We start from the raw sequence: 21,258 nt of genomic DNA, 5'->3' as shown, positions 1-21,258 counted from the left end.
CCGCTTCTTCCGGCCGCGCGCCGCTGGTTCTTGCCGGCGGCGCGCAGCGGCGCTATTCCCGAGGCCCGCTGGAGAAAACGCGCGCCATGACCGACGAATTTCACCGTATTAGACGCCTCCCGCCTTATGTATTCGCGGAGGTCAACCGGCTGAAGGCGGAATACCGCGCCAAGGGCGTCGACATCATCGATTTCGGCATGGGCAATCCGGACATGGACACCCCCGCCCACATCGTGGCCAAGCTGGTCGAAACGGTGCGAAAACCCCGCACCCACCGTTACTCCGCCTCGAAGGGCATCGCCGGGCTTCGCCGCGCCGAGGCGGCCTATTACGAGCGGCGGTTCGGCGTAAAGCTGGACCCGGAGACGGAAGTGATCGCAACGCTCGGCTCGAAGGAGGGGCTGGCGAATCTCGCCATGGCGATCACTGCGCCTGGCGACGTGATTCTCTCGCCGAATCCGTCCTACCCGATCCACCCCTACGGATTCATGATCGCCGGCGCCGCGCTTCGGCATATTCCGGCGCTGACCGAAGGGCGGTTCGAACCCGAATCCTACCTCAAGGCGCTCGAGCGCGCCGTCGTGCATTCGGTTCCGAAGCCGACGGCGATCATCGTCAACTTTCCCTCGAACCCGACCGCGCAGGTCTGCGATCTGGAGTTCTACCGCGAACTGATCGCGCTCGCCCGCAAGCACGAAATCTGGCTGCTCTCCGATCTCGCCTATGCGGAAATCTACTTCGATGGAAACCCGCCGCCCTCGATCCTTCAGGTCGAAGGCGCGAAGGAGATCGCGGTCGAGTTCACCTCTCTCTCCAAGACTTATTCGATGCCGGGTTGGCGCATCGGCTTCGCGCAGGGCAACGCGCGGCTGATCGGCGCGCTCACGCGGATCAAATCCTATCTCGATTACGGCGCCTTCACTCCGGTGCAGGTCGCGGCGACGGCGGCGCTGAATGGCCCGCAGGACTGCGTCGAGGAGATCAGGGGCGTCTATCGCGCCCGGCGCGACACGCTGGTCTCGGCGATGGCGCAGGCGGGGTGGGAGATTCCCGCGCCTCCCGCAACGATGTTCGCCTGGGCGCCGACGCCGCCGGCTTTCAGGAAGCTCGGCTCAATGGGTTTTTCCAAGCTCCTCCTGAAGGAAGCGGGCGTCGCAGTCTCACCCGGCGTCGGTTTCGGCGAATATGGCGAGGGGTATGTGCGCCTCGGATTGGTGGAGAACGAACAGCGGATCCGCCAGGCCGCGCGCGGCGTCAGAAAGGTTCTGGCGAAGGCTGATGAGATCATGGCCGCCGCACCCGGCTGACCCGCCCACGTTGCTCCGGACGAGGTTTTGTCGCAAGAGGGCGGCGTTCAAACGATCGAAGGCGAATCCCGGCATGACCGACCCTCTGCGCATCGGAATCATCGGCCTCGGCACGGTTGGCGGCGGCGTTCTGAAGCTGCTTGAGACCAATGCCGCGCTAATCACAAGACGGGCCGGGCGCCCGCTTGTCGTTGCGGCTGTCTCCGCCCGCAACCGGACGCGCGAGCGCGGCGTCGATCTCTCCGCGTTTGCATGGGAGGACGACCCGGTCGCCCTCGCCCGGCGCGACGATGTCGATCTGGTGGTCGAGGCGATGGGCGGAGAGGACGGCCCGGCCAAGGCGGCGACCGAGGCCGCGCTCGGCGCCGGCAAGCATGTCGTCACCGCGAACAAGGCGATGCTGGCGCATCACGGGCAGGCGCTGGCCGAAGCGGCCGAGGCGTCAGGCGCCGCGCTCCGGTTCGAGGCCGCGGTCGCCGGCGGCATCCCCTGCGTCAAGGCGCTCGGCGAGGGCATGGCCGGCAACCGGATCACCCGGCTGATGGGCGTCCTGAACGGCACCTGCAATTACATCCTGACAAGAATGGAGGCGGGGGGCGAACCCTATGCCGAAGTGCTGGAGGACGCGCAGCGCCTTGGCTACGCGGAGGCCGACCCGTCATTCGATGTCGGCGGGACGGACGCGGCGCACAAGCTCGCGCTCATGGCCGCGCTCGCCTTTGGAACCCGCGTCGATTTCGACGGGGTGAAGACCGAGGGGATCGATCAGGTCAGGCTCGCGGATATCGCCCATGCCGCCGAGATGGGCTACCGGATCAAGCTGCTCGGCGTTGCCCGGATGCATGGGGACGGGCTTGAGCAGCGAATGCAGCCCTGCCTGACCCCCGCCGGCAGCCCGATCGGCAAGCTTGAGGGCGTAACGAACATGGTGGTGCTGGAAAGCGATTTCGCCGGCCGCACCGTCTATGAGGGGCCCGGCGCCGGAGCGGGACCGACCGCTTCCGCCATCGCCGCCGACATGATCGACATCGCGCGGGGCGCGCGGACGCCGGCGTTCGGCATTCCCGCGGCGCAGCTGCGCGCCGCGCCGCGCGCCACCGGAGGGGCGCCCGCCGCTTATTATCTCCGGCTCGCGCTTCGCGACGAATCCGGCGTTCTCGCCAAGGTCGCGGCGGCGCTCGGGGCCGAAGGGGTCTCCATTCACCAGATGCGCCAGAGCGCGGACGCGGCCGAGGGCGGCGAGGCGACCGTGCTGATCACCACGCACGAGACGCACCGCGATCGGCTCGACGCCGCGCTCTCCACCATCGCCACGAGCGATGTCGCAACCGGCCCCGCGGTGGCGATCCGCATCGAACAACTCTGACGCCCGCGCCGGGGGGGCGGCGGCGGATTCTCCACCGGCGCGCTTTACCCCTCTGCGTCCGAGCGCGTATGAAGCGGCGAAATGCGGAAAGGGGACCAGAGCGCATGAACCAGAAGATTCACACCGAATTCGCCGACCGGATGCTCTCGCTCGGACTCGCCCGGGTTTCCGAAGCGGCGGCCATCGCCTCCGCCCGCCTGATCGGCAGGGGCGACGAGAAGGCCGCCGACCAGGCCGCCGTCAACGCCATGCGCGAGCAGCTCAACCTTCTCGACATCAAGGGCGTTGTGGTGATCGGAGAGGGTGAGCGCGACGAGGCGCCGATGCTCTATATCGGCGAGGAGGTCGGCTCCGGCAAAGGTCCTGAGGTCGATATCGCGCTCGACCCGCTGGAGGGAACGACGCTGACCGCGAAGGACATGCCGAACGCGCTGACCGTCATCGCGATGGGGCCGCGCGGAACCATGCTGCACGCGCCGGACGTCTACATGGACAAGCTCGCCATCGGCCCCGGTTTCGCGCCGGGCCTGGTCGATCTCGACATGAGCGTCGCCGAACGGGTGAAGGCGCTGGCGGACGCGAAAGGCTGCGGACCGGAGGATATCAAGGTCTGCGTGCTGGAGCGCCCGCGCCACGAAGCCATGCTGAACGAGTTGCGCGAAGTCGGCGTGCAGATCCGGCTGATCACCGATGGCGACGTCGCCGGCGTCATTCACTGCGCCGAATCGGAAAAGACCGGCATCGACATGTACATGGGCTCCGGGGGCGCGCCCGAGGGCGTGCTCGCCGCGGCGGCGCTGAAATGCATGGGCGGGCAGATTCAGGGCCGGCTGCTCTTCCGGAACGATGACGAGCGGGGCCGCGCGGCGGCGGCCGGAATCACCGATTTTAACCGGAAATACAGCCGCGACGACATGGTGACGGCGGACGTGATCTTCGCCGCGACCGGGGTCACCGACGGCTCCATCCTGGCCGGGCTGAAACGGCGCGGCGAATATACCGAAACCGAAACGATCCTGATGCGCTCGCGCACCGGGTCGGTGCGGCGCCTCCAGTACCGGACGCGGGACGCGTGAAAGCGACGCGCGGCGAAGAAACCGCGCGCCGCCCGGCCCGGCCCGCCGTCGTCGCGTTTCTCGTCCTGTGGCTGATCCTCTGGACGACGTGCTTTCTTGCCGTGGCCTGGGCGCTGACTTCCGGGGCCGCCGCCACCGGCCGGACGCCGCTGGCGGTCTGGCTCGTCATCTGCGCCGGCGGCTGGCTTGTCGGCGTCGTTCTTCTGCGCCGCGCGCTTCGCGGCCGACCTCCGCGTCGGGTCTCGGGGAACCGCAGGCTCCCGCGCGATATCGGCAAGGAAGGGCCCGGCGGCGACAGCCAAGGCGGGCCGGGTGACGGCGATGGCGACTGAAAGGGCCTTTCTCGATGTCGAAAGCTCCGTCCTCGGCCGACGCTGGACCGGCCCCGGCGCTGAGGCGGAGCGCATGGGCGCCGCCATCACCCGCGCGCTCGGGGCGCCGGAGATCATCGGCCGGGTCCTCGCGCTTCGCGGGGTGACGCCAGAAGGCGCGGCCGCGCATCTCGACCCGACGCTGAAGACGCTGCTGCCCGACCCGTCCACGCTCCGCGACATGGATCGCGCCGCCGCGCGCCTCGTCGATGCGGTTGCGCGCCGCCAGCGCATCGCGATCTTCGGCGACTACGATGTCGATGGCGGGTCGTCCACCGCGCTGCTCGTCTGTTGGCTGCGCGATCTTGGGCGCGAGGCGACGGTCTACATTCCCGACCGGGTCGACGAGGGTTACGGGCCGAATGTCGAGGCGATGACCGCGCTCGCCGGCGAGCACGACCTGATCGTCTGCGTCGATTGCGGCACGCTCAGCCACGAGCCCGTCGCCGCCGCAGTCGTGGCGGGGGCCGATGTGATGATCGCCGATCACCACCTGGCGGGAGAGACGCTTCCCGAATGCGCGGCCGTGGTGAATCCGAACCGGCATGACGACGAAAGCGGCATGGGCCATCTCTGCGCCGCCGGGGTGGTCTTTCTCCTGCTGGTCGCCGCCAACCGGCTGCTGAGGGCGCGCGGAGCCGCGCAGCCGGATCTGATGGCGGCGCTCGATCTCGTCGCGCTCGCCACCATCGCCGATGTCGCGCCTCTGATCGGGGTGAACCGCGCCTTCGTGCGACAGGGGCTGAAGGTGATGGCGGGGCGCGCGCGGCCGGGTCTGCGCGCCCTCGCCGACATCGCCAAGCTGACCGCGCCGCCGAGCGCCTTTCATCTCGGCTATCTTCTCGGGCCTCGAGTCAACGCAGGCGGGCGCATCGGCAAGGCCGATCTCGGCGCGCGGCTTCTCTCCACACTTTCGGCGGAAGAGGCGTCGGGGATCGCCCATGAACTTGATCGCCTGAACGCCGAGCGCAGGCGAATCGAGGCCGAAGTGCTTGAGGCGGCGACCCTTCACGTCGAGGCGCGCGGCGCCGACGGGCCGCTCGTCTGGGCCGCCGCGCCTGGCTGGCATCCCGGCGTCGTCGGCATCGTCGCCGCGCGGCTGAAGGAGCGGTTCGACCGCCCGGCGGTGGTGATCGGCGTGGCGGATGGCGTGGGCAAGGGTTCGGCCCGCTCGGTGGAGGGCGTTGACCTCGGCGCGGCGGTCGCGGCGCTGGCGCGCGAAGGCGCGCTGCTGAAGGGCGGCGGACACCGGATGGCGGCCGGGCTGACGGTGGCCGCGGACGGGATCGAGGCGGCGATGGCGGCGCTCGGCGCGAAGCTGGCGAAAGCGGTCGGCGCCCGACCGGCCGCGCGCGCGCTTCGTATCGACGGCGCCGTCGCGCCCGGCGCCGCGACGCCCGATCTGGTCGAAATGCTGGAGCGCGCCGGCCCGTTCGGCCAGGCGGCGCGCGCGCCGCGCTTCGCCATTCCGGCTGTGCGCGTCGCCTTCGCCAAGCGCGCCGGCGAAAGCCATCTCCGACTTACGCTTCAAGACCCGGCGGGCGGGCGGCTCGACGCCATCGCCTTTCGCGCCTTCGAGGGGCCGCTCGGCCCCTTCCTCGACGGAACCGGCGGCGCGCCGGTCCATCTCGCCGGGCGGCTGGAGATCGACGACTGGGGCGGAAGGCGAAAGGCCAAACTGACGGTGGAGGACGCCGCGCCCGCCGGGTGAAACCATGAAGAATCCGGCTTGCAACCCGTCTGCCGCCGGATTAGACACGCGCGGCGTGCGCCCTTCGTCTATCGGTTAGGACGCCAGATTTTCATTCTGGAAAGAGGGGTTCGATTCCCCTAGGGCGTACCACCTTCCATCCTTTCCCCGTTTTCTGCGGTGTTTTGACGGGCGCGTTCAAGACGCCCTGGCGAAGGTTCTCCACGTTGCCGGCTCTCCCGTCCATGCTTCCGGGTGCCGAATCCGCGGACCGGCGCGCTGTCGCTCCATGCTACAGGCGCGCCGTCACGGATGTTCTTCATCGTGTTTCGGCGGCGTTTGATCGTCGGGCGATCTGTGCGCATGATGCGCGCAGGGCGAGACGAGGAACGCCCGCGCAGAGTCGGGGAATCGACGCATGACGAGCGAAGGCGCAGATGCGAATACGCCCCGGTGCAGCATCGGGCTGCCGGTCTACAACGGCGAGAATTATCTCGAGGAGGCGATCCAGTCGGTTCTGGACCAGAGCTTCCAGGACTTCGAACTCATCATCTCCGACAACGCCTCGACCGACGCGACGCCGGAAATATGCCAGGCATTCGCGGAACGGGATTCGCGCATCACCTATGTCCGGCATCCGCGCAACATCGGGGCGGCCAAGAATTACAATTACGTTTTCCACCTCGCCCGCGCGCAACATTTCAATTGGCTGGCTCACGACGACATTCTTGAGCCGGACTTCCTTTCGACCTGCCTGAGCGGTTTTGACGCCGCCGACAGGGACACCGTGCTCGTCTATCCGGCGTTCAGATATATCGACGAGCACGGAAACCAGATAGATCAGGAGCATCCCTCATGTGTGCATACAGCGGCCGGAACGCCGGCGAGGCGCATGTATGAGGTGCTGGAGGGCCTGGGCATCGTCACGTCGATCTTCGGAATGTTCCGCCGGACGGAACTTGCGCGCACCCGGCTGATCGGCAGTTACATCGCATCGGACTATGTGCTGCTGGCCGAATGCGCGCTGCTGGGCAAGATCATCCGGCTGGATTGCGCGCCACAGTTCATGCGCCGCCTTCATGACGAGGGTTCGCAACGCGCGAACAGAACGCCCGACGAGGTCGCCAAGTGGTTCGATCCCGACACGGTCGCGGATGCGAGACCGGCCCGCCGTGTCTCGCGGGAATATCTGAACGCGATTCTGCTGACGCCGGGTCAGTCAGCATTCGGCCGCCTGTCCGCCTTCGCCTATCTGGCGGTTCAGAGAGGCCGCTTGAAGCGGCGCGCAAAGAGAGCCCGCCGAATGAAAGCCTGACCCCCCTTCAGCTTTCCTTCACGGTGAGAGCATCACCCCCGTCGCCGAGGGCAACCGGCTCCACTGGAGGCGCATACCGCGAGAACCCACGCCGTACATGAGCATCCTGCGCCCTGGAAGCCGGCGGCGGCGTCAGACGGCGCGGAGAATGATCTCCGCGATTAGCCGTTCGGGCGACTCGCGGGCCACCCGGTCGGCGGGGGCGCGCTTTCAATGCTTGCGAGGACGCGCATGTAGCTGCTCGACGCGCGGAAAGGCGCGATCCGCGGGCTCCCGGAGCCGCCATCGGAGGCGTCGTCCTGTCGCTGTCCACGCCGGCATCTATAGCTTTGGTCGCGGTTGCGGTCGCCGGCCAGATCAGGATTGCTGCATGGAAACATTGAGGCCACACCATGATTGCAAATGATTTCCAATCCGAACTCGACCATACCGCGCTCGCGCCCGGAGACCACTGGCCGGATATTCTCTACCGCGCCTTCATGCGGGGCGAACTCGTTCACAAGGATCATGTGACGAAGGCCTTCGGCCCGCTCGTCAAGTTCATATCAGAATATCGCGACGACCTGACCGGCCATTGCGCGTTCGAAGAAAACCACGAGATGCCGACCCGAGATGCAGAGGCGGAGGTTGAACGGCTTGACGCGATGATCTCCACCGCGCGTGAATTTCTTTCCCGCGCCGAGGGGGGCGCGGCGCCCGTCGGCCCCGTCGCCCGTCGGCGCCGTCGCGCATAAGAAAGCGGCGACCAGTTCATGGCCGTGCGCCCCCCCGCGCCCGTCAATCCAGACCTGACGATGGCTGAATTCATGTAAGCCGCAGCCGAAACCACTGGAGCCATCGACGAGGATATGCGTGACCCGGGGCGGACGCTCAATCCATGATGAGATCCGCGCCATCGCTCACGACCGTTCCCTCATCCTGCCCCGGATCGGGCGCTGTTTCGGAGACCGCGATCGCTCCAGCATCGCCGGCGTGGCCGGAAGATCCTGGCGGAGGGCAGACCGGCGGCGTTTCGCGAAGGGAATTCCAGTATAGCGGTCCTGGCCGAACGGCCGCCCCCCACATTACGGAGGCGTCCCGGCGCCGGAGATTCAGAAACGTCGCCTCGGCTCGCCCCACTGTGGGGAACGACATATTCGACAGTCGGGCGATCTAGATGTCTGGAGCGGGCGATGAGATTCGAACTCACGACCCCAACCTTGGCAAGGTTGTGCTCTACCCCTGAGCTACGCCCGCATCATCAGACAAACGCGGCTTATAAGGATTCGTCGGCTCTTGGCAAGCGTCATTCCACGGGCTAGCGACGAGCCGAGCGAAAAGCTGAGGAGACGCACGCCGATGGAATTCGATCCGACCCCGGAGGAGGCCGAGAGCGAGGCCCGCCTTCTCGCATTTTTCAGAAGGATCGGCATCTCCGCCCCGCTCCACCGTCATGCCGCTGTCTTCACGGTGGAGGAAAGCCGCGACCTCAAGGCCGCCCTGCCGGGCGCGCATACGAAGAATCTCTTCCTCAAGGACAGGAAGGGCGCGCTGACGCTCGTTTCCTGCCTCGGCGAGCGACGGATCAGGATCGCCGATCTCGAGAAGGCGATCGGGCGGCGGCGCCTCTCGTTCGCCCCGCCGGATCTGCTGTGGGAGACGCTCGGCGTCAGACCGGGCGCGGTCACGCCCTTCGCGCTGATGAACGACCGGGAGCGGAAGGTTAGCCTGATCCTCGACGCCGGGATGATGGCGCTGGAGCCGCTCAATTTCCATCCGCTCCACAACAAGGCGACCCTTCCGGTCTCGCGCGCGCATTTTCACGCCTTCCTCGCCGCCACCGGCCACTCGTTCGAGGAAGTCGATTTCGACGCGCTGGAGGCCAAAGCTGCGGCGCGCGCGGCGGAAAACCACGGCTGAACCATTGTTCTTTCGCCCCCACTCGCACTATGTCGTGCAAAACGAATGGAGAGGCGCATATGCTTAATCTCGGAAACGGCGCGGCCGCGCCTGACGCTGGCGGCGATCTCGTCAAGGACGGCGCCGACGCCACCTTCATGACCGATGTCATCGAGGCCTCTAAGAAGGTCGCGGTGATCGTCGACTTCCACGCCGAATGGTGCGGCCCGTGTAAGACGCTCGGCCCAGCGCTCGAAACCGCGGTGCGAGAGGCCGGCGGCAAAGCGAAGCTGGTCAAGATCGACATCGACAAGAATCCGCAGTTCGCCGCACAGTTGCGCGTGCAGTCGATCCCGGCGGTCTTCGCATTCGTCGACGGGCGGCCGGTCGACGGGTTCATGGGCGCCGTGCCCCCCTCCGAGATCAAGGAGTTCGTCACCCGCGTCGCCGCCCAGGGCGGCGCCGGCGCGTCAGAGGCCGAAGGCGTCGCCGAAGCGCTCGACGCCGCCGACCAGATGCTGACCGAGGGCGCGACCACCGACGCAGTGGAGACCTTCGCCGCGATCCTCGAGGCGGAGCCCGCCAACGCCCGCGCCTGCGCCGGGCTCGCGCGGGCCTTCGCCGCCGCGGGCCGCGCCGACCAGGCCCGCGCGACGCTGGACGGCGCGCCGGAGGAGATCGCCAACGACCCCGCGCTCAGCGCGGTGCGCGCCCAGCTTGATCTCGCGGAGCAGACCGAAGGCGTGGGCGAGGCGGAAGAGCTTCGCGCCCGGCTGGAAGCCGATCCGTCCGACCATCAGGCGCGGTTCGATCTGGCGCTTTCTCTTCTGGCCAGTGGAGATTCCGAAGCCGCGATCGAGGAGCTGCTGGAGTTGTTCCGTCGCGACCGGGAATGGAACGAGGGCGCCGCGCGGACCCAGCTCTTGAAGATATTCGAAAGCCTGGGCGACAAGAGCCCGGTGGCGCTGAAGGGCCGGCGCCGGCTCTCGTCGATGATCTTCGTCTGAGGCGCTGATGGCCCGTCACTTCGGCCTCGCTGATCTGCCAGACACGCTGCCGATCTTTCCGATCTCCGAAGCGCTGCTCCTGCCTCGCGGCAGGCTGCCTTTGAACGTGTTCGAGCCGCGCTATCTGGCGATGTTCGACGATGCGCTGAAAACCGGTCGGCGGCTCGTGGGCATGATTCAGCCGGCCGGGGACGGCGATCCGCCCGCGCTTCGCGATGTCGGCTGCGCCGGCCGCATCGTCAGCTTTTCGGAAACCGAGGACGGCCGCTATCTGGTGGTTCTCGCCGGGATCTGCCGGTTTTCCCCGGCTGAGGAGCTGGACGGTTTCACCCCTTATCGTCGCGTCCGACCGGACTGGTCGCGCTGGCGCCGCGATCTTGGCCCGCAAGAGGCTGACGACGGCTTCGACCGGCCGAAGTTCCTCTTCCTTCTCAAGCGCTATTTCAGCGCCGCCGGGCTTTCGACCGATTGGGACAGTCTGAAAGAGGCGGACGAGGAGATGCTGGTCAATTCGCTCGCCATGCTCTGCCCGTTCTCCGCAGAGGAGAAACAGGCGCTGCTGGAGGCGGAGATGCTCGGCGATCGCCGGGCCAGCCTGATCGCGCTGATGGAGTTCGCTATCGCCAGCCACGGAGAGGACGGATCGCTCCAATGACCGAAGAGCACAAGCAAAGCCTCGCCGTCACCGCAGGTGTCGACCGCAAGATGCTGGAGAGTCTGGTCTGCCCGGTGACGCAGAAGCCGCTGGATTACGACCGGGAGGCGAGCGAGCTGATTTCCCGCGCCGCCGGCCTGGCCTTTCCGATCCGCGACGGCATACCGATCATGCTGATCGACGAGGCCCGGAAGATCGACTGAACAAGGCGCCATATCTAGTCGCCGCCAGCGACGATCACGCCAGATCGAGCGCCAGAATCCTTGACCTTCACCGCCCCTCCGCATACCGAAAGAGCATAGGAAGGGGGGACCGCCGGTTGATCCTCACCAAGCTCAGGTTGCATGGCTTCAAGAGCTTCGTCGATCCGACGGAGCTCCATATCGCGCCCGGGCTCACCGGCGTGGTCGGGCCGAACGGCTGTGGAAAATCCAACCTTCTCGAGGCGCTCCGCTGGGTGATGGGCGAAACCTCGGCGAAATCCATGCGCGGCTCTGGGATGGAGGACGTGATCTTCGCCGGCGCCGCGACCCGCCCGGCTCGGCATTTCGCAGAGGTTTCCCTCTCGATAGACAATTCCGCCCGCCGGGCGCCCGCCGCATTCAACCGGTATGAGACGCTCGATGTCATCCGCCGCATCACCCGCGACGCCGGCAGCGCCTTCAAGGCCAATGGCGACGACGTGCGCGCGCGCGACATCCGCATGCTCTTCGCCGACGCCGCCACCGGCGCGCATTCGCCAGCGCTGGTGCGGCAGGGGCAGATCTCCGAACTGATCAACGCCAAACCGACGGCGCGCCGCTCGATTCTCGAGGACGCGGCCGGGATCGGCGGGCTCTATCAGCGCCGGCACGAGGCGGAGCTGAAACTGAACGCCGCGGAGACAAATCTCGGCCGGGTCGCCGACGTGATCGAACAACTCGACGTCCGGCTCGCCGCCCTCGCGCGGCAGGCGAAACAGGCGGCCCGCTACCGCGAGATCGCAACCGAATTGCGACGGGCGGAGGCGACCTTCCTCTTCATCCGCTGGCGCGAAGCTGACGAGGCCCGCCTCGCCGCGGAGCAAGCGCTCGCCGAAGCGGTCGGCGCGGTCGGCGCGGCGGAGCGCGGCGCGTTGCAGGCCGAAAAGACGCGTGAGGCGGCAGAGGCCGCCCTGCCGCCGAAACGGGACGAGGAGATGACCGCCGCCGCCATCCTCCAGCGCCTCGCGGTGGAGCGCGACCGGCTGAGCGAGCGCGAGGCCGAGGCGCAGGGCGCGCTCGACCGTCTGGCGGCGCGAATCGCGCAGATCGAGGGCGACCTCGCGCGCGAGACGGAATTGCAGCAGGAGGCCGCCGAAGTCATCGAGCGGCTGCTGGCGGAGGAGGAGACGCTGATCGCGGCCCGCGCCGGCCATGATGAGGCCGAGACCGCCGCCGACCGGAGGGCGCGCGCGACCGGCGAACGGCTGGAGATCGCTGAGGTCGAAGCCGATCGCCTGACGGCGGAGGCCGCCCGCCTCGCCGCCGCAGCGCAGGCCGCCGCCCGCCGGCATGACGAGACGCGGAACGCGACCGCCCGCGCCCGCAAGAGCGCCGAGGAAGCCAGAGCGGCCGCGGCGGCGCTGGACGATGCGCTGAAGGAAGCCGCGGCGCGCCGAGATGACACCGAAGAGACGGCCGCGACCGCCCGCGCCGCCGCCGAAGCCGCCGAGTCCGCGCTCGCCGAAGCCGAGACCGCCCGCGCCGAAGCGCAGGCGGTGGAGGCCGAAAGCCGGGCCGCCGCCTCCGCCGCCGCCGGCGAACTTTCCGCGATCCGGGCCGAGACCACGGCGTTGGAGCGGCTTCTGGCCCGGAGCGACGGCGCGAAGGACGCGCTTCTCGACCATATCCAGGTCGCGCCCGGCTACGAGGCTGCGCTTGGGGCCGCGCTCGGCGACGATCTGAAGGCGCCGCTCACCGAGGACGGCTCGGGCTGGGCCGCGCTCCCCGAAACCGACGCGCCCGCCGGCCCGCCCGCCGGCGCCCTGCCACTCGGCGACCATGTCACGGCGCCGCCCGCGCTCGCACGGCGCCTCGCGCGCGTCGCTGTCGCGCCGCGCGAGGCCGCGGCCTCGATGCAGGCGGCGCTCGGGCCGGGCTGGCGGTTGGTCAGCGTCGAGGGCGATCTCTGGCGTTGGGACGGGTTTCGCGCCATGGCGGAGGACGCGCCCTCGGCGGCGGCGGAGCGCCTGCGTCAGCGCAACCGTCTGACCGAAATGCGCACGGCGCTGGAAAAGGCGGAAGCGGCCGCCGCCGCCGCCAGCGCGACGCATGACGCCATGAAGGACCGGCTCAAGGCCGCCGCCGACGACGACCAAGCCCGCCGCGCCGCCCGCCGCGCCGCGGAAGCCGCCGCCAGCGAAGCGGCCCGCGCCGCCGCCAAGGCGGAAGCCGATCTCGACATGGCGTCCGGCCGGCGCGAAGCGATGGAGATCACCCTCGCCCGCCGTGCCGAGGAGGCGAAGGACGCCGAAGCCGCCGAGGCGGAAGCCGAGGCCGCGCGCGCCGCCGTCGCCGACCCCGAGGCCGCGTGGCGCGCGGCGGAGGCGGCGAAGCTGACGCTCGGCGCGGCGCGCTCGGAAATGCTCTCCGCGCGCGGCGAGGCCGACGATCTTCGCCGCGCCGGCAAGGCCCGCGAAACCCGGCTGGCGGAAGCGAGCCAAGAGCGCGCGAGCTGGCGCGCGCGGCGCGAGAACGCCGCGCTCCGGGTCGATGACCTGACCCGGCGCGCCGAAGAGTCCCGCGCCGAACGCGAGGCCGCCTCCGCCCTTCCCGGCGAGATCAGAAAGCGCCGCGAGGCGCTCGCGCACGAGATCGAGCGCGCCGAGGCCCGCCGCGCCGCAGCCGCCGACGCGCTCGCGGAGGCGGAGACGCACGCCCGCGCCGCCGAAGCCGCAGCGCGTGAGGCCGAACGCGAAGCCTCCGCCGCGCGGGAAACCCGCGCCCGCCGCGAAACCCAGAGCGAGGCCGCGGCCGAGCGGGTGCGCGAAGCGGCCACCCGTATCCGCGAGGAAATGGAATGCGCGCCCGAGGCGCTTCTCCAGCGCATCGACGCCGCCGGGGACCTCCCCGCCGCCGAAGCGCTGGAGATCGAGATCGCCCGGCTTCGCCGCCAGCGCGACAGCCTCGGCGCGGTGAACCTCCGGGCGGAGGAGGACGCCGCCGCCGCCAGCGAGGAACGCGACGCCCTCGCCCGTGAGAAGGGCGACCTCGAAGCCGCCATCGCGAAGCTCCGCCACGCCATCGCCGAGTTGAACGGAGAGGGGCGCGAGCGCCTTCTCGCCGCGTTCGATGAGGTCAACAGCAGCTTCTCCACCCTCTTCAAGCACCTTTTCGGCGGCGGCGAGGCCAATCTCGTGCTGGTCGAGAGCGACGATCCGCTGGAGGCCGGACTGGAGATCATGTGCATGCCGCCGGGCAAGAAACTCTCCACGCTCTCGCTGCTTTCGGGCGGTGAGCAGACGCTGACCGCTCTCTCGCTGATCTTCGCGGTATTCCTGGCCAACCCGGCGCCGATCTGCGTTCTCGACGAGGTCGACGCGCCGCTCGACGACGCCAATGTCGGGCGGTTCTGCGACCTGCTGGACGAGATGACCAGGCGGACCGAGACCCGCTTCCTGATCATCACCCACCACGCCGTCACCATGAGCCGGATGGACCGGCTGTTCGGCGTCACCATGGCCGAACAGGGCGTCAGCCAGCTCGTCTCCGTCGATCTGAAACTGGCCGAGGCGATGGTCGCCGGCTAACCTTTCCTTCGCGCCGCCGCTCCGCTACATGGCGGGCTGAAGGAGCGTCCGATGTCGTTCAACACCTATGGTCGCATGTTCCGCGTCACCACCTGGGGCGAAAGCCACGGGCCCGCGCTCGGCGCGACGGTCGACGGCTGCCCGCCCGGCCTGCGGCTGGAGCCGGGAATGCTTCAACACTGGCTCGATCGGCGCAAACCCGGCCAGAACAAATACACCACGCAGCGCCGCGAGGCCGACGAGGTAGAGATACTCTCCGGCGTCTACGAAGGCGTGACGACCGGAACACCGATCCAGCTGATGATCCGCAACACCGATCAACGTTCAAAGGATTATTCGGAGATCGCGGAGAAATTCCGCCCCGGCCACGCCGATTACACCTACTGGATGAAATACGGCGTGCGCGATCCGAGAGGCGGCGGCCGCTCCTCGGCGCGCGAGACGGCGGCGCGGGTCGCGGCGGGCGGCGTCGCGCGCGAAGCGCTGAAAGCGCTGCTCCCCGACCTCCGCATTCGCGGCGCGATGGTGCGGATGGGCGCGCATGAGGCGCGCCGGGAGAACTGGGACTGGGCCGAAGTGGAGCGCAATCCGTTCTGGACCGGCGACGCCAGGGCCGCCGCGCTCTGGGCGGATTACCTCGACGGTCTGCGCAAATCCGGCTCCTCCATCGGCGCCGTGATCGAGGTCACCGCCTCCGGCGTTCCCGCCGGGCTCGGCGCGCCCATCTACGCCAAGCTCGACGCCGACCTCGCCGGCGCGATGATGTCGATCAACGCCGTCAAGGGCGTCGAGATCGGGGCCGGAATGGGCGCGGCCGAGCTGACCGGCGAAGAAAACGCCGACGAGATGCGGATGACCCAGGGCGGGCCGGTCTTCACCTCCAACCACGCCGGCGGCGTCCTCGGCGGCGTCTCCAGCGGCCAGGACGTAGTCGTCCGCTTCGCGGTCAAGCCCACTTCCTCGATTCTCAGCCCCCGCGCCACAGTCGACAAGGCCGGGCGGGAGACCGAGATCGTCACCAAGGGTCGGCACGACCCCTGCGTCGGCATCCGCGCCGTGCCGGTGGGCGAGGCGATGATGGCCTGTGTTCTGCTCGATCATGTCCTGATGCATCGCGGCCAGATCGGCGACGGCGGCGGCGAGGTCGGCTAAGCCACCGGCGACAAGCTCCCGGGCCTGACCCAGAACCCCGACAGCACAGCCCCGCCTCACAAGGTCCCGGCTCACGGCCGGGAAACCGGGGAACGAGCGGGCGGACCATGCGACCTGAAACCCCCGAATACCGCGCCATCGCGAACACGGTTTTCGAATTTCTTTACTTTTCAGATGTTTGACCCCCTTATCGCGCGCGATAACATGCGATAGCCACGCCGCCCCCGCGCCCGCTTTCCCCTCTCATTGACCCGGCTCGGCGCCCGGCCTAGTGTCCCCCTCGCCTCGGGGGGCCGCGTCAGCGGCTGAGATGCGTCAAGCGAACCCGTTGAACCTGACCCGGATCATGCCGGCGTAGGAAAGGCCAGAGAGTTCCTCTCACGCTCTTCTTGCGCCGCAACAGAGGAGTCGAGCGTGATCAGAACCTCCCTCACCACGGCGGTTTTCGCCCTCATTCTCGCGGGTGGCGCGAATGCGACCGAGAAACTGACCGTCTACACCTATGACAGTTTCGTCACGGAATGGGGCCCGGGCCCGAAGATCGAGGCGAATTTCGAGGCGGTCTGCGACTGCGATCTCGAATTCGTCGCGGCCGGCGACGGCGCCGCTCTTCTCGGTCGGATCAAGCTGGAAGGCGCGGCGACAGAGGCCGATATCGTCCTCGGCCTCGACGCAAATCTCGCCGCCGACGCGGCGGCGACCGGCCTCTTCACCCCGCACGGATTGACGCCCGAAACCGATGTACCCGGCGGCTGGGCCGACCCTGTTTTCCTTCCCTATGACTGGGGCTGGTTCGCCTTCGTTTACGACAAGACCCGGCTCGCAACGCCCCCTGGAAGCCTCGCGGCGTTGCTCGACGCGCCCGATGACGTGACTATCGTCATCCAGGACCCGCGCTCCTCGACGCCGGGCCTCGGGCTGCTGCTCTGGGTCAAGCAAATCTACGGCGACGAAGCCGGCGCTGTCTGGGAACGGCTCGCGCCCCGCATCGTCACCGTCACCAAGGGCTGGTCGGAAGCCTATGGCATGTTCCTGGAGGGCGAGGCGGCGATGGCGCTTTCCTACACCACCTCGCCGGCCTATCACGCCATCGCCGAGAGCGACGACACTAAGGCCGCCGCGATCTTCTCCGAGGGCCATTACATGCAGGTCGAAATCGCCGGCAAGCTGGCGGCGACCGACCAGCCCGCGCTCGCCGACCGGTTCCTCGAATTCATGCTCACCGACGGCTTTCAGGCGGCGATCCCGGAGACCAACTGGATGTACCCGGCGAAGACCCCCTCAGCCGGCCTGCCGGAAGGGTTCACCACCCTGCCCCGACCGCAGAAAACGCTGATCTACCCGGTGTCGGAGGCGAAATCGGCGCGCGACGCCGCGCTCGCCGAATGGCTGGAGGCGCTCAGCAAGTGAGCGCGGGCCGCGTCCGCCTCCATCCCGCCGTCGCGATCAGCGGTGGGGCGGCGCTCGCGCTGGTGCTCGCGCTCACCATCGGCGCGGTCGCGGTGCTCGCGGTCTCGGCCGAGGCGGGGGCCGGGCTCTCCGCGCCGGACTGGCGGGCGCTGCGTTTCACCACACTGCAGGCGTTCCTTTCGGCGCTGATCTCCGTCGCCCTCGCCATCCCGCTCGCCCGCGCGCTCGCCCGGCGGCGGTTCCGGGGACGCGGCGCGGTGGTCAGCCTTCTCGGCGCCCCCTTCCTGCTGCCGGTCATCGTCGCCATTCTCGGTGTCGTGGCGATCTGGGGGCGCTCCGGGATGGTCAGCCAGGCGTTGCTCGCCGTCGGCTTCGGGCGGCTCGACATTTACGGGCTGCCGGGGGTGCTGATCGCGCATGTCTTCTTCAACCTGCCGCTGGCGACGCGGATGCTGCTGCAGGGCTGGGCGGAAATTCCGGCGGAGCGCTGGCGGCTCGCGGCGCAGCTCGGCGTCGAAGGGCCCGCACTGTTCCGACTACTGGAATGGCCGGCGCTCCGCGCGGCGGCGCCCGGCGCCTTCGCCCTCATCTTTCTCATCTGCGCCACCAGCTTCGCCGTGGCGCTGGCGCTCGGCGGCGGGCCGCGCGCGACGACGCTGGAACTGGCGATCTATCACGCAATGCGCTTCGACTTCGACCTCGGCCGCGCGGCGCTGCTGGCCGGGCTGCAATTCGCGCTTTGCCTCGGGCTCGCGCTCTTCGCGGCCCGGCTATCGGCGCCGGCGGCGTTCGGCCCCGGGCATGGCGGCGCGCCGCTGCGCTGGGACGGGCGCGGCGCGGCGGCGCGCTGGGGGGACGGCGCGGTGATCGCTCTCGGGCTCGTCTTTCTCGCTTCGCCGATCCTCGCGGCGGCGGCGCAGGGCGCGCCGGGGCTCCTCTCCATGGGCGCCGGGGTCTGGGCCGCCGCCGGCCGCTCGCTTATCGTCGCGCCCGTCGCCGCCGCGCTGGCGTTGGCGCTGGCTCTGGCGCTCGGCGCACTGATCGCCGGGATCGAAGCGCGCCGGCCCGGCGCAGGGCGGCTGGCAGAAGCGCTCGGCCTTCTCACGCTCGCGGTCTCCCCCTTCGTCGCCGGGGTCGCCCTTTTCATCGCGCTCCGGCCGTTCGTCAGCCCGGTCGCCATCGCGCTGCCGCTGGTGGCGCTGATCAACGCGATGATCGCGCTCCCTTTCGCGCTCCGCCTCCTGCTGCCGCCGCTTCGCGAGACGGCGCGCGATTACGGGCCGCTCGCCGCCTCTCTGGGGATGAGCGGGTTCGCGCTCCTGCGCCTGGTCTATCTGCCGCGGATGCGCGCGCCGCTCGGCTTCGCCGCCGGTCTGGCCGCGGCGCTGTCGATGGGCGATCTCGGCGTCATCGCGCTTTTCTCGGCGCCCGGCGCGCCGACGCTGCCGCTCTACATGTACGGCCTGATGGCCGCGCACCGACTGGAGGCGGCGGGCGGCGCCGCGCTTCTGCTCACGGCGCTCAGCTTCGGGATCTTCTATATTTGCGACCGCTGGGGTCGTCATGCTCCGGCTTGAGGGAATAGATGTCCAACTCGGCGAGTTTCGCCTGTTCGGCGATCTATCGCTGGAGAAGGGCGCACATCTGAGCCTGATCGGGCCTTCGGGCGGCGGAAAGAGCACGCTCCTCAATCTCGTCGCCGGATTCATCGAGCCGGCGCAAGGCGCGGTGCTGATCGACGGGCGCGACATGGCGGGGATTCCACCCGCGCGCCGTCCGGTGACGATACTCTTTCAGGAGCACAACCTTTTCCCGCATCTCGATGTCGAGGCGAATGTCGGGCTCGGGCTCGACCCCGCGCTCCGCCTGACCGGGGCCGACCGGGCGCGGATCGCGGAGTCGCTTCGCGAGGTCGGGCTCGACGGGCTCGGCGCGCGTCGTCCGGCGGCCCTCTCCGGCGGGCAACGCCAACGCGTCGCGCTTGCGCGGGCGCTCCTTCGCGACCGACCGGTGCTGTTGCTGGACGAACCCTTCGCGGCGCTCGGCCCGGCTCAACGAGCGGAGATGCTGGACCTCGTCACCGGACTTCGCGAAAAGCGCGCGTTGGCCGTCGTCATGGCGACCCACGCGCCGGAGGACGCGCGCCGCGCCAGAGGGGCGATCGCGTTCATCGAAGGCGGACGGATCGGCCCGCCCGCCCCCGCAGACGCCCTCCTTGACGCGCCGCCGCCCGCGCTTCGCGCCTATCTCGGCGACTGACAGTCAGGCGATCTCTCTCAGCGCCTTCAGAAGCTTCGCGATCGACGCGCGCACTCTCTCGTCCGCGAGTTCTCCATCGACGAACAGCCCCGGTGTCTCGTTCGAGCCGACATGAACCTGCGGCTGCGAAATCACCTTCGCCGCGAAGGGCGTGAGGCACTGGCGGAGCATGAACTGCGATACCTGGCCGCCGGCGTAACCCCCTGTCGCAGACATGATCGCCACCGGTTTCCCACTGAGCGGGACAGGCGAAAACCGGCTCTGCCAGTCCAGCGCGTTCTTCAGGACGCCAGAGACGCCCTTGTTGTATTCCGGAGTGGAAATGACGACGGCGTCGGCGGCGCGCAGCGTCTCGACAAACGCGACAACCTTGTCCGGATAGCCCCGATCCTCGACATCGCCATTATAGAGCGGCAAGTCGATATCAGCGATGCTGAAGTCGACATCCTCTCCGGCCAGCGCCCCGGCGGCGCGGATCAGCGCCGAATTGGTGGAAGCTCGCCGTAGCGCCCCCGATACGCCCAGTAGCCTGAAAGCCATCATTTTCCTCTTTGCTGTTACGCAGTCGCGACACGCGCGGCCATCCGTTCAGCCCTGTGCGATCGATCAGAAATGGATCGCGCCGTCGCAGAGCGCCAGCGCCGCCTCGCGCACCGCTTCGGAATAGGTCGGGTGGGCGTGGCAGGTGCGGGCGATTCCCTCCGCGGTCGCGCCATACTCCATGCCGACGCAGATCTCGTGGATCAGATCTCCGGCGCCAGGGCCGATGATATGCGCGCCGAGAAGCTGCCCGGTCCTTTCATCGGCGAGCAGCTTGACGAAACCATCGGTGACGAGGTTGGCCTTGGCGCGCCCGTTGGCGGTGAAGGGAAACTTTCCGACCTTGTAGGCCCGGCCCGCGGATTTCAGCGCCTCCTCGGTCAGGCCGACCGAAGCGACTTCGGGCGCGGTGTAGATCACGCCGGGAATGACCGCGTAGTTAACATGGCCAGCCCCCTTCGCAATCTGTTCGGCGGCGGCCATGCCCTCATCCTCGGCCTTGTGGGCGAGCATCGGGCCCTCGGTGACATCGCCGATGGCGTAGACGCCTTCGACATTGGTTCGCCAGTGCGCGTCGGTCAGGATGAACCCACGCTCGGTGGCGACGCCAAGCGCCTCCAGCCCCAGACCCCTTGTCACCGGCCGCCGCCCGGTGGCGACAAGCACGATATCGGCGTCGATCTGGTGCTCGCTGTCGTCCTTGCGGCGCTTGTAGGCGATCTTCAGCTTGGTCTTCAGCGTCTCGATCCCGGTGACGGCGGCGCCAAGTTCGAACTTGATTCCCTGCTTCGTCAGGGTTCTGCGGAACGTCTTCGCCACCTCGGCGTCGGCCCCCGGCGTAATTTCGTCGAGATACTCGATCACGGTGACTTCCGAGCCGAGCCGCCGCCAGACCGAACCGAGCTCCAGCCCGATCACGCCGCCGCCGATCACCACCAGTTTCTTCGGCACCTTTGGAAGCTCCAGCGCGCCGGTGGAGGAGACGATCCGCTTCTCGTCGATCTCCAGGAAAGGCAGCGTCGCGGGCTCCGACCCGGTGGCGATGACGATGTTCTTCGCCTTGTGCGTATCCTCGCCAACCTTCACCTCGCCGGGCCCGGTGATTTTCCCCCAGCCCTTGATGTAGTCGACCTTGTTCTTCTTGAAGAGGAACTCGATCCCCTTGGTGTTCGCCTCGACCACGCTGGCCTTGTGCTTGTGCATCTGATCGAGATCAGCGGAGACGGATTTGGCGACAATCCCCATCTTTGCGAAATTCCCCTCCGCCTCATGAAGCATCTCGGAGGAGTGGAGGAGCGCCTTGGACGGAATGCAGCCGACATTGAGGCAGGTGCCGCCGAGCGCGCCCCGCCCTTCGACGCAGGCGGTCTTGAGCCCCAGTTGCGCCGCGCGGATCGCGCAGACATAGCCGCCCGGGCCGCCACCAATGATGATGAGATCATATTCGGCCATTTCGGCCTCCT

18 protein-coding genes, 2 tRNA genes and 1 riboswitch are annotated in these 21,258 nt (G+C 68.6%); of the genes, 17 read left to right on the top strand and 3 right to left on the bottom strand.

Features of this window, described 5'->3' with window-relative positions:
* Nucleotides 1-86 precede the first annotated feature (86 nt).
* The 8 genes from G5B40_RS16265 to G5B40_RS16230 all read left to right on the top strand — a co-directional run bounded on the left by G5B40_RS16265 (nt 87) and on the right by G5B40_RS16230 (nt 7,859).
* On the top strand, nt 87-1,307 hold the full coding sequence (locus G5B40_RS16265; protein ID WP_165100694.1) for an LL-diaminopimelate aminotransferase: 1,221 nt from the start codon (nt 87-89) through the stop codon (nt 1,305-1,307).
* A gap of 73 nt (nt 1,308-1,380) precedes the next feature.
* Entirely contained in the window at nt 1,381-2,673 is a 1,293-nt protein-coding gene (locus tag G5B40_RS16260) for a homoserine dehydrogenase (protein WP_165100691.1), read from the top strand.
* A gap of 104 nt (nt 2,674-2,777) precedes the next feature.
* On the top strand, nt 2,778-3,749 hold the full coding sequence (gene glpX, locus G5B40_RS16255) for a class II fructose-bisphosphatase (RefSeq protein WP_246209575.1): 972 nt from the start codon (nt 2,778-2,780) through the stop codon (nt 3,747-3,749).
* Complete coding sequence (locus tag G5B40_RS16250) at nt 3,746-4,081, top strand: hypothetical protein (protein ID WP_165100688.1); 336 nt, start codon at nt 3,746-3,748, stop codon at nt 4,079-4,081. The genes glpX and G5B40_RS16250 overlap by 4 nt, the downstream gene beginning before the upstream one ends.
* Complete coding sequence (gene recJ, locus G5B40_RS16245) at nt 4,071-5,831, top strand: single-stranded-DNA-specific exonuclease RecJ (RefSeq protein WP_165100684.1); 1,761 nt, start codon at nt 4,071-4,073, stop codon at nt 5,829-5,831. The genes G5B40_RS16250 and recJ overlap by 11 nt, the downstream gene beginning before the upstream one ends.
* Before the next feature lie 57 nt (nt 5,832-5,888).
* Nucleotides 5,889-5,963: transfer RNA gene (locus G5B40_RS16240), tRNA-Glu, on the top strand.
* 265 nt (nt 5,964-6,228) lie between these two features.
* The gene (locus tag G5B40_RS16235) at nt 6,229-7,125 is read left to right on the top strand and encodes a glycosyltransferase family 2 protein (protein ID WP_165100681.1); all 897 of its coding nucleotides are present in this window, start codon (nt 6,229-6,231) and stop codon (nt 7,123-7,125) included.
* Nucleotides 7,126-7,517: 392 nt separating this feature from the next.
* On the top strand, nt 7,518-7,859 hold the full coding sequence (locus G5B40_RS16230; RefSeq protein WP_165100678.1) for a hypothetical protein: 342 nt from the start codon (nt 7,518-7,520) through the stop codon (nt 7,857-7,859).
* 427 nt (nt 7,860-8,286) lie between these two features.
* Here G5B40_RS16230 and G5B40_RS16225 read toward each other — a convergent pair.
* Nucleotides 8,287-8,361: transfer RNA gene (locus G5B40_RS16225), tRNA-Gly, on the bottom strand.
* Nucleotides 8,362-8,463: 102 nt separating this feature from the next.
* Between G5B40_RS16225 and G5B40_RS16220 the strand changes: the two genes are divergently transcribed.
* The 9 genes from G5B40_RS16220 to G5B40_RS16180 all read left to right on the top strand — a co-directional run bounded on the left by G5B40_RS16220 (nt 8,464) and on the right by G5B40_RS16180 (nt 19,255).
* The gene (locus G5B40_RS16220) at nt 8,464-9,024 is read left to right on the top strand and encodes a prolyl-tRNA synthetase associated domain-containing protein (RefSeq protein ID WP_165100676.1); all 561 of its coding nucleotides are present in this window, start codon (nt 8,464-8,466) and stop codon (nt 9,022-9,024) included.
* A 59-nt stretch (nt 9,025-9,083) separates the two neighbouring features.
* Nucleotides 9,084-10,010 (top strand): thioredoxin family protein, encoded by a 927-nt coding sequence (locus tag G5B40_RS16215; RefSeq protein WP_165100673.1) that lies wholly within the window; start codon nt 9,084-9,086, stop codon nt 10,008-10,010.
* A gap of 7 nt (nt 10,011-10,017) precedes the next feature.
* Nucleotides 10,018-10,665 carry an LON peptidase substrate-binding domain-containing protein gene (locus tag G5B40_RS16210; protein ID WP_165100671.1) on the top strand — a complete coding sequence of 216 codons (648 nt, stop codon included), beginning with the start codon at nt 10,018-10,020 and terminating at the stop codon, nt 10,663-10,665.
* Entirely contained in the window at nt 10,662-10,868 is a 207-nt protein-coding gene (locus G5B40_RS16205; RefSeq protein ID WP_165100668.1) for a Trm112 family protein, read from the top strand. Before G5B40_RS16210 ends, G5B40_RS16205 begins: the two co-directional genes overlap by 4 nt.
* A 116-nt stretch (nt 10,869-10,984) precedes the next feature.
* Nucleotides 10,985-14,434 (top strand): chromosome segregation protein SMC, encoded by a 3,450-nt coding sequence (smc, locus tag G5B40_RS16200; RefSeq protein ID WP_165100666.1) that lies wholly within the window; start codon nt 10,985-10,987, stop codon nt 14,432-14,434.
* 51 nt (nt 14,435-14,485) lie between these two features.
* Entirely contained in the window at nt 14,486-15,586 is a 1,101-nt protein-coding gene (aroC, locus tag G5B40_RS16195; RefSeq protein ID WP_165100662.1) for a chorismate synthase, read from the top strand.
* A gap of 276 nt (nt 15,587-15,862) precedes the next feature.
* Nucleotides 15,863-15,964, top strand: a riboswitch (TPP riboswitch).
* Between the two features lie 39 nt (nt 15,965-16,003).
* Nucleotides 16,004-16,996 (top strand): thiamine ABC transporter substrate binding subunit, encoded by a 993-nt coding sequence (gene thiB, locus G5B40_RS16190; protein ID WP_165103760.1) that lies wholly within the window; start codon nt 16,004-16,006, stop codon nt 16,994-16,996.
* The gene (locus G5B40_RS16185; protein WP_165100659.1) at nt 16,972-18,573 is read left to right on the top strand and encodes an ABC transporter permease family protein; all 1,602 of its coding nucleotides are present in this window, start codon (nt 16,972-16,974) and stop codon (nt 18,571-18,573) included. Before thiB ends, G5B40_RS16185 begins: the two co-directional genes overlap by 25 nt.
* Nucleotides 18,560-19,255 carry a thiamine ABC transporter ATP-binding protein gene (locus G5B40_RS16180; RefSeq protein WP_165100657.1) on the top strand — a complete coding sequence of 232 codons (696 nt, stop codon included), beginning with the start codon at nt 18,560-18,562 and terminating at the stop codon, nt 19,253-19,255. Before G5B40_RS16185 ends, G5B40_RS16180 begins: the two co-directional genes overlap by 14 nt.
* Before the next feature lie 3 nt (nt 19,256-19,258).
* Here G5B40_RS16180 and G5B40_RS16175 read toward each other — a convergent pair whose 3' ends face one another.
* Together G5B40_RS16175 and lpdA are read right to left on the bottom strand one after the other, a co-directional pair.
* The gene (locus G5B40_RS16175) at nt 19,259-19,795 is read right to left on the bottom strand and encodes an NADPH-dependent FMN reductase (RefSeq protein WP_246209573.1); all 537 of its coding nucleotides are present in this window, start codon (nt 19,793-19,795) and stop codon (nt 19,259-19,261) included.
* Nucleotides 19,796-19,861: 66 nt separating this feature from the next.
* On the bottom strand, nt 19,862-21,247 hold the full coding sequence (gene lpdA, locus G5B40_RS16170) for a dihydrolipoyl dehydrogenase (RefSeq protein ID WP_165100651.1): 1,386 nt from the start codon (nt 21,245-21,247) through the stop codon (nt 19,862-19,864).
* Nucleotides 21,248-21,258 lie beyond the last annotated feature (11 nt).

The organism is Pikeienuella piscinae (genome assembly GCF_011044155.1).
GTDB classification, from domain to species: domain Bacteria; phylum Pseudomonadota; class Alphaproteobacteria; order Rhodobacterales; family Rhodobacteraceae; genus Pikeienuella; species Pikeienuella piscinae.
The sequence above is the reverse complement of the archived record's forward strand: the minus strand, read 5'-3'. Positions and strand labels throughout refer to the sequence as shown.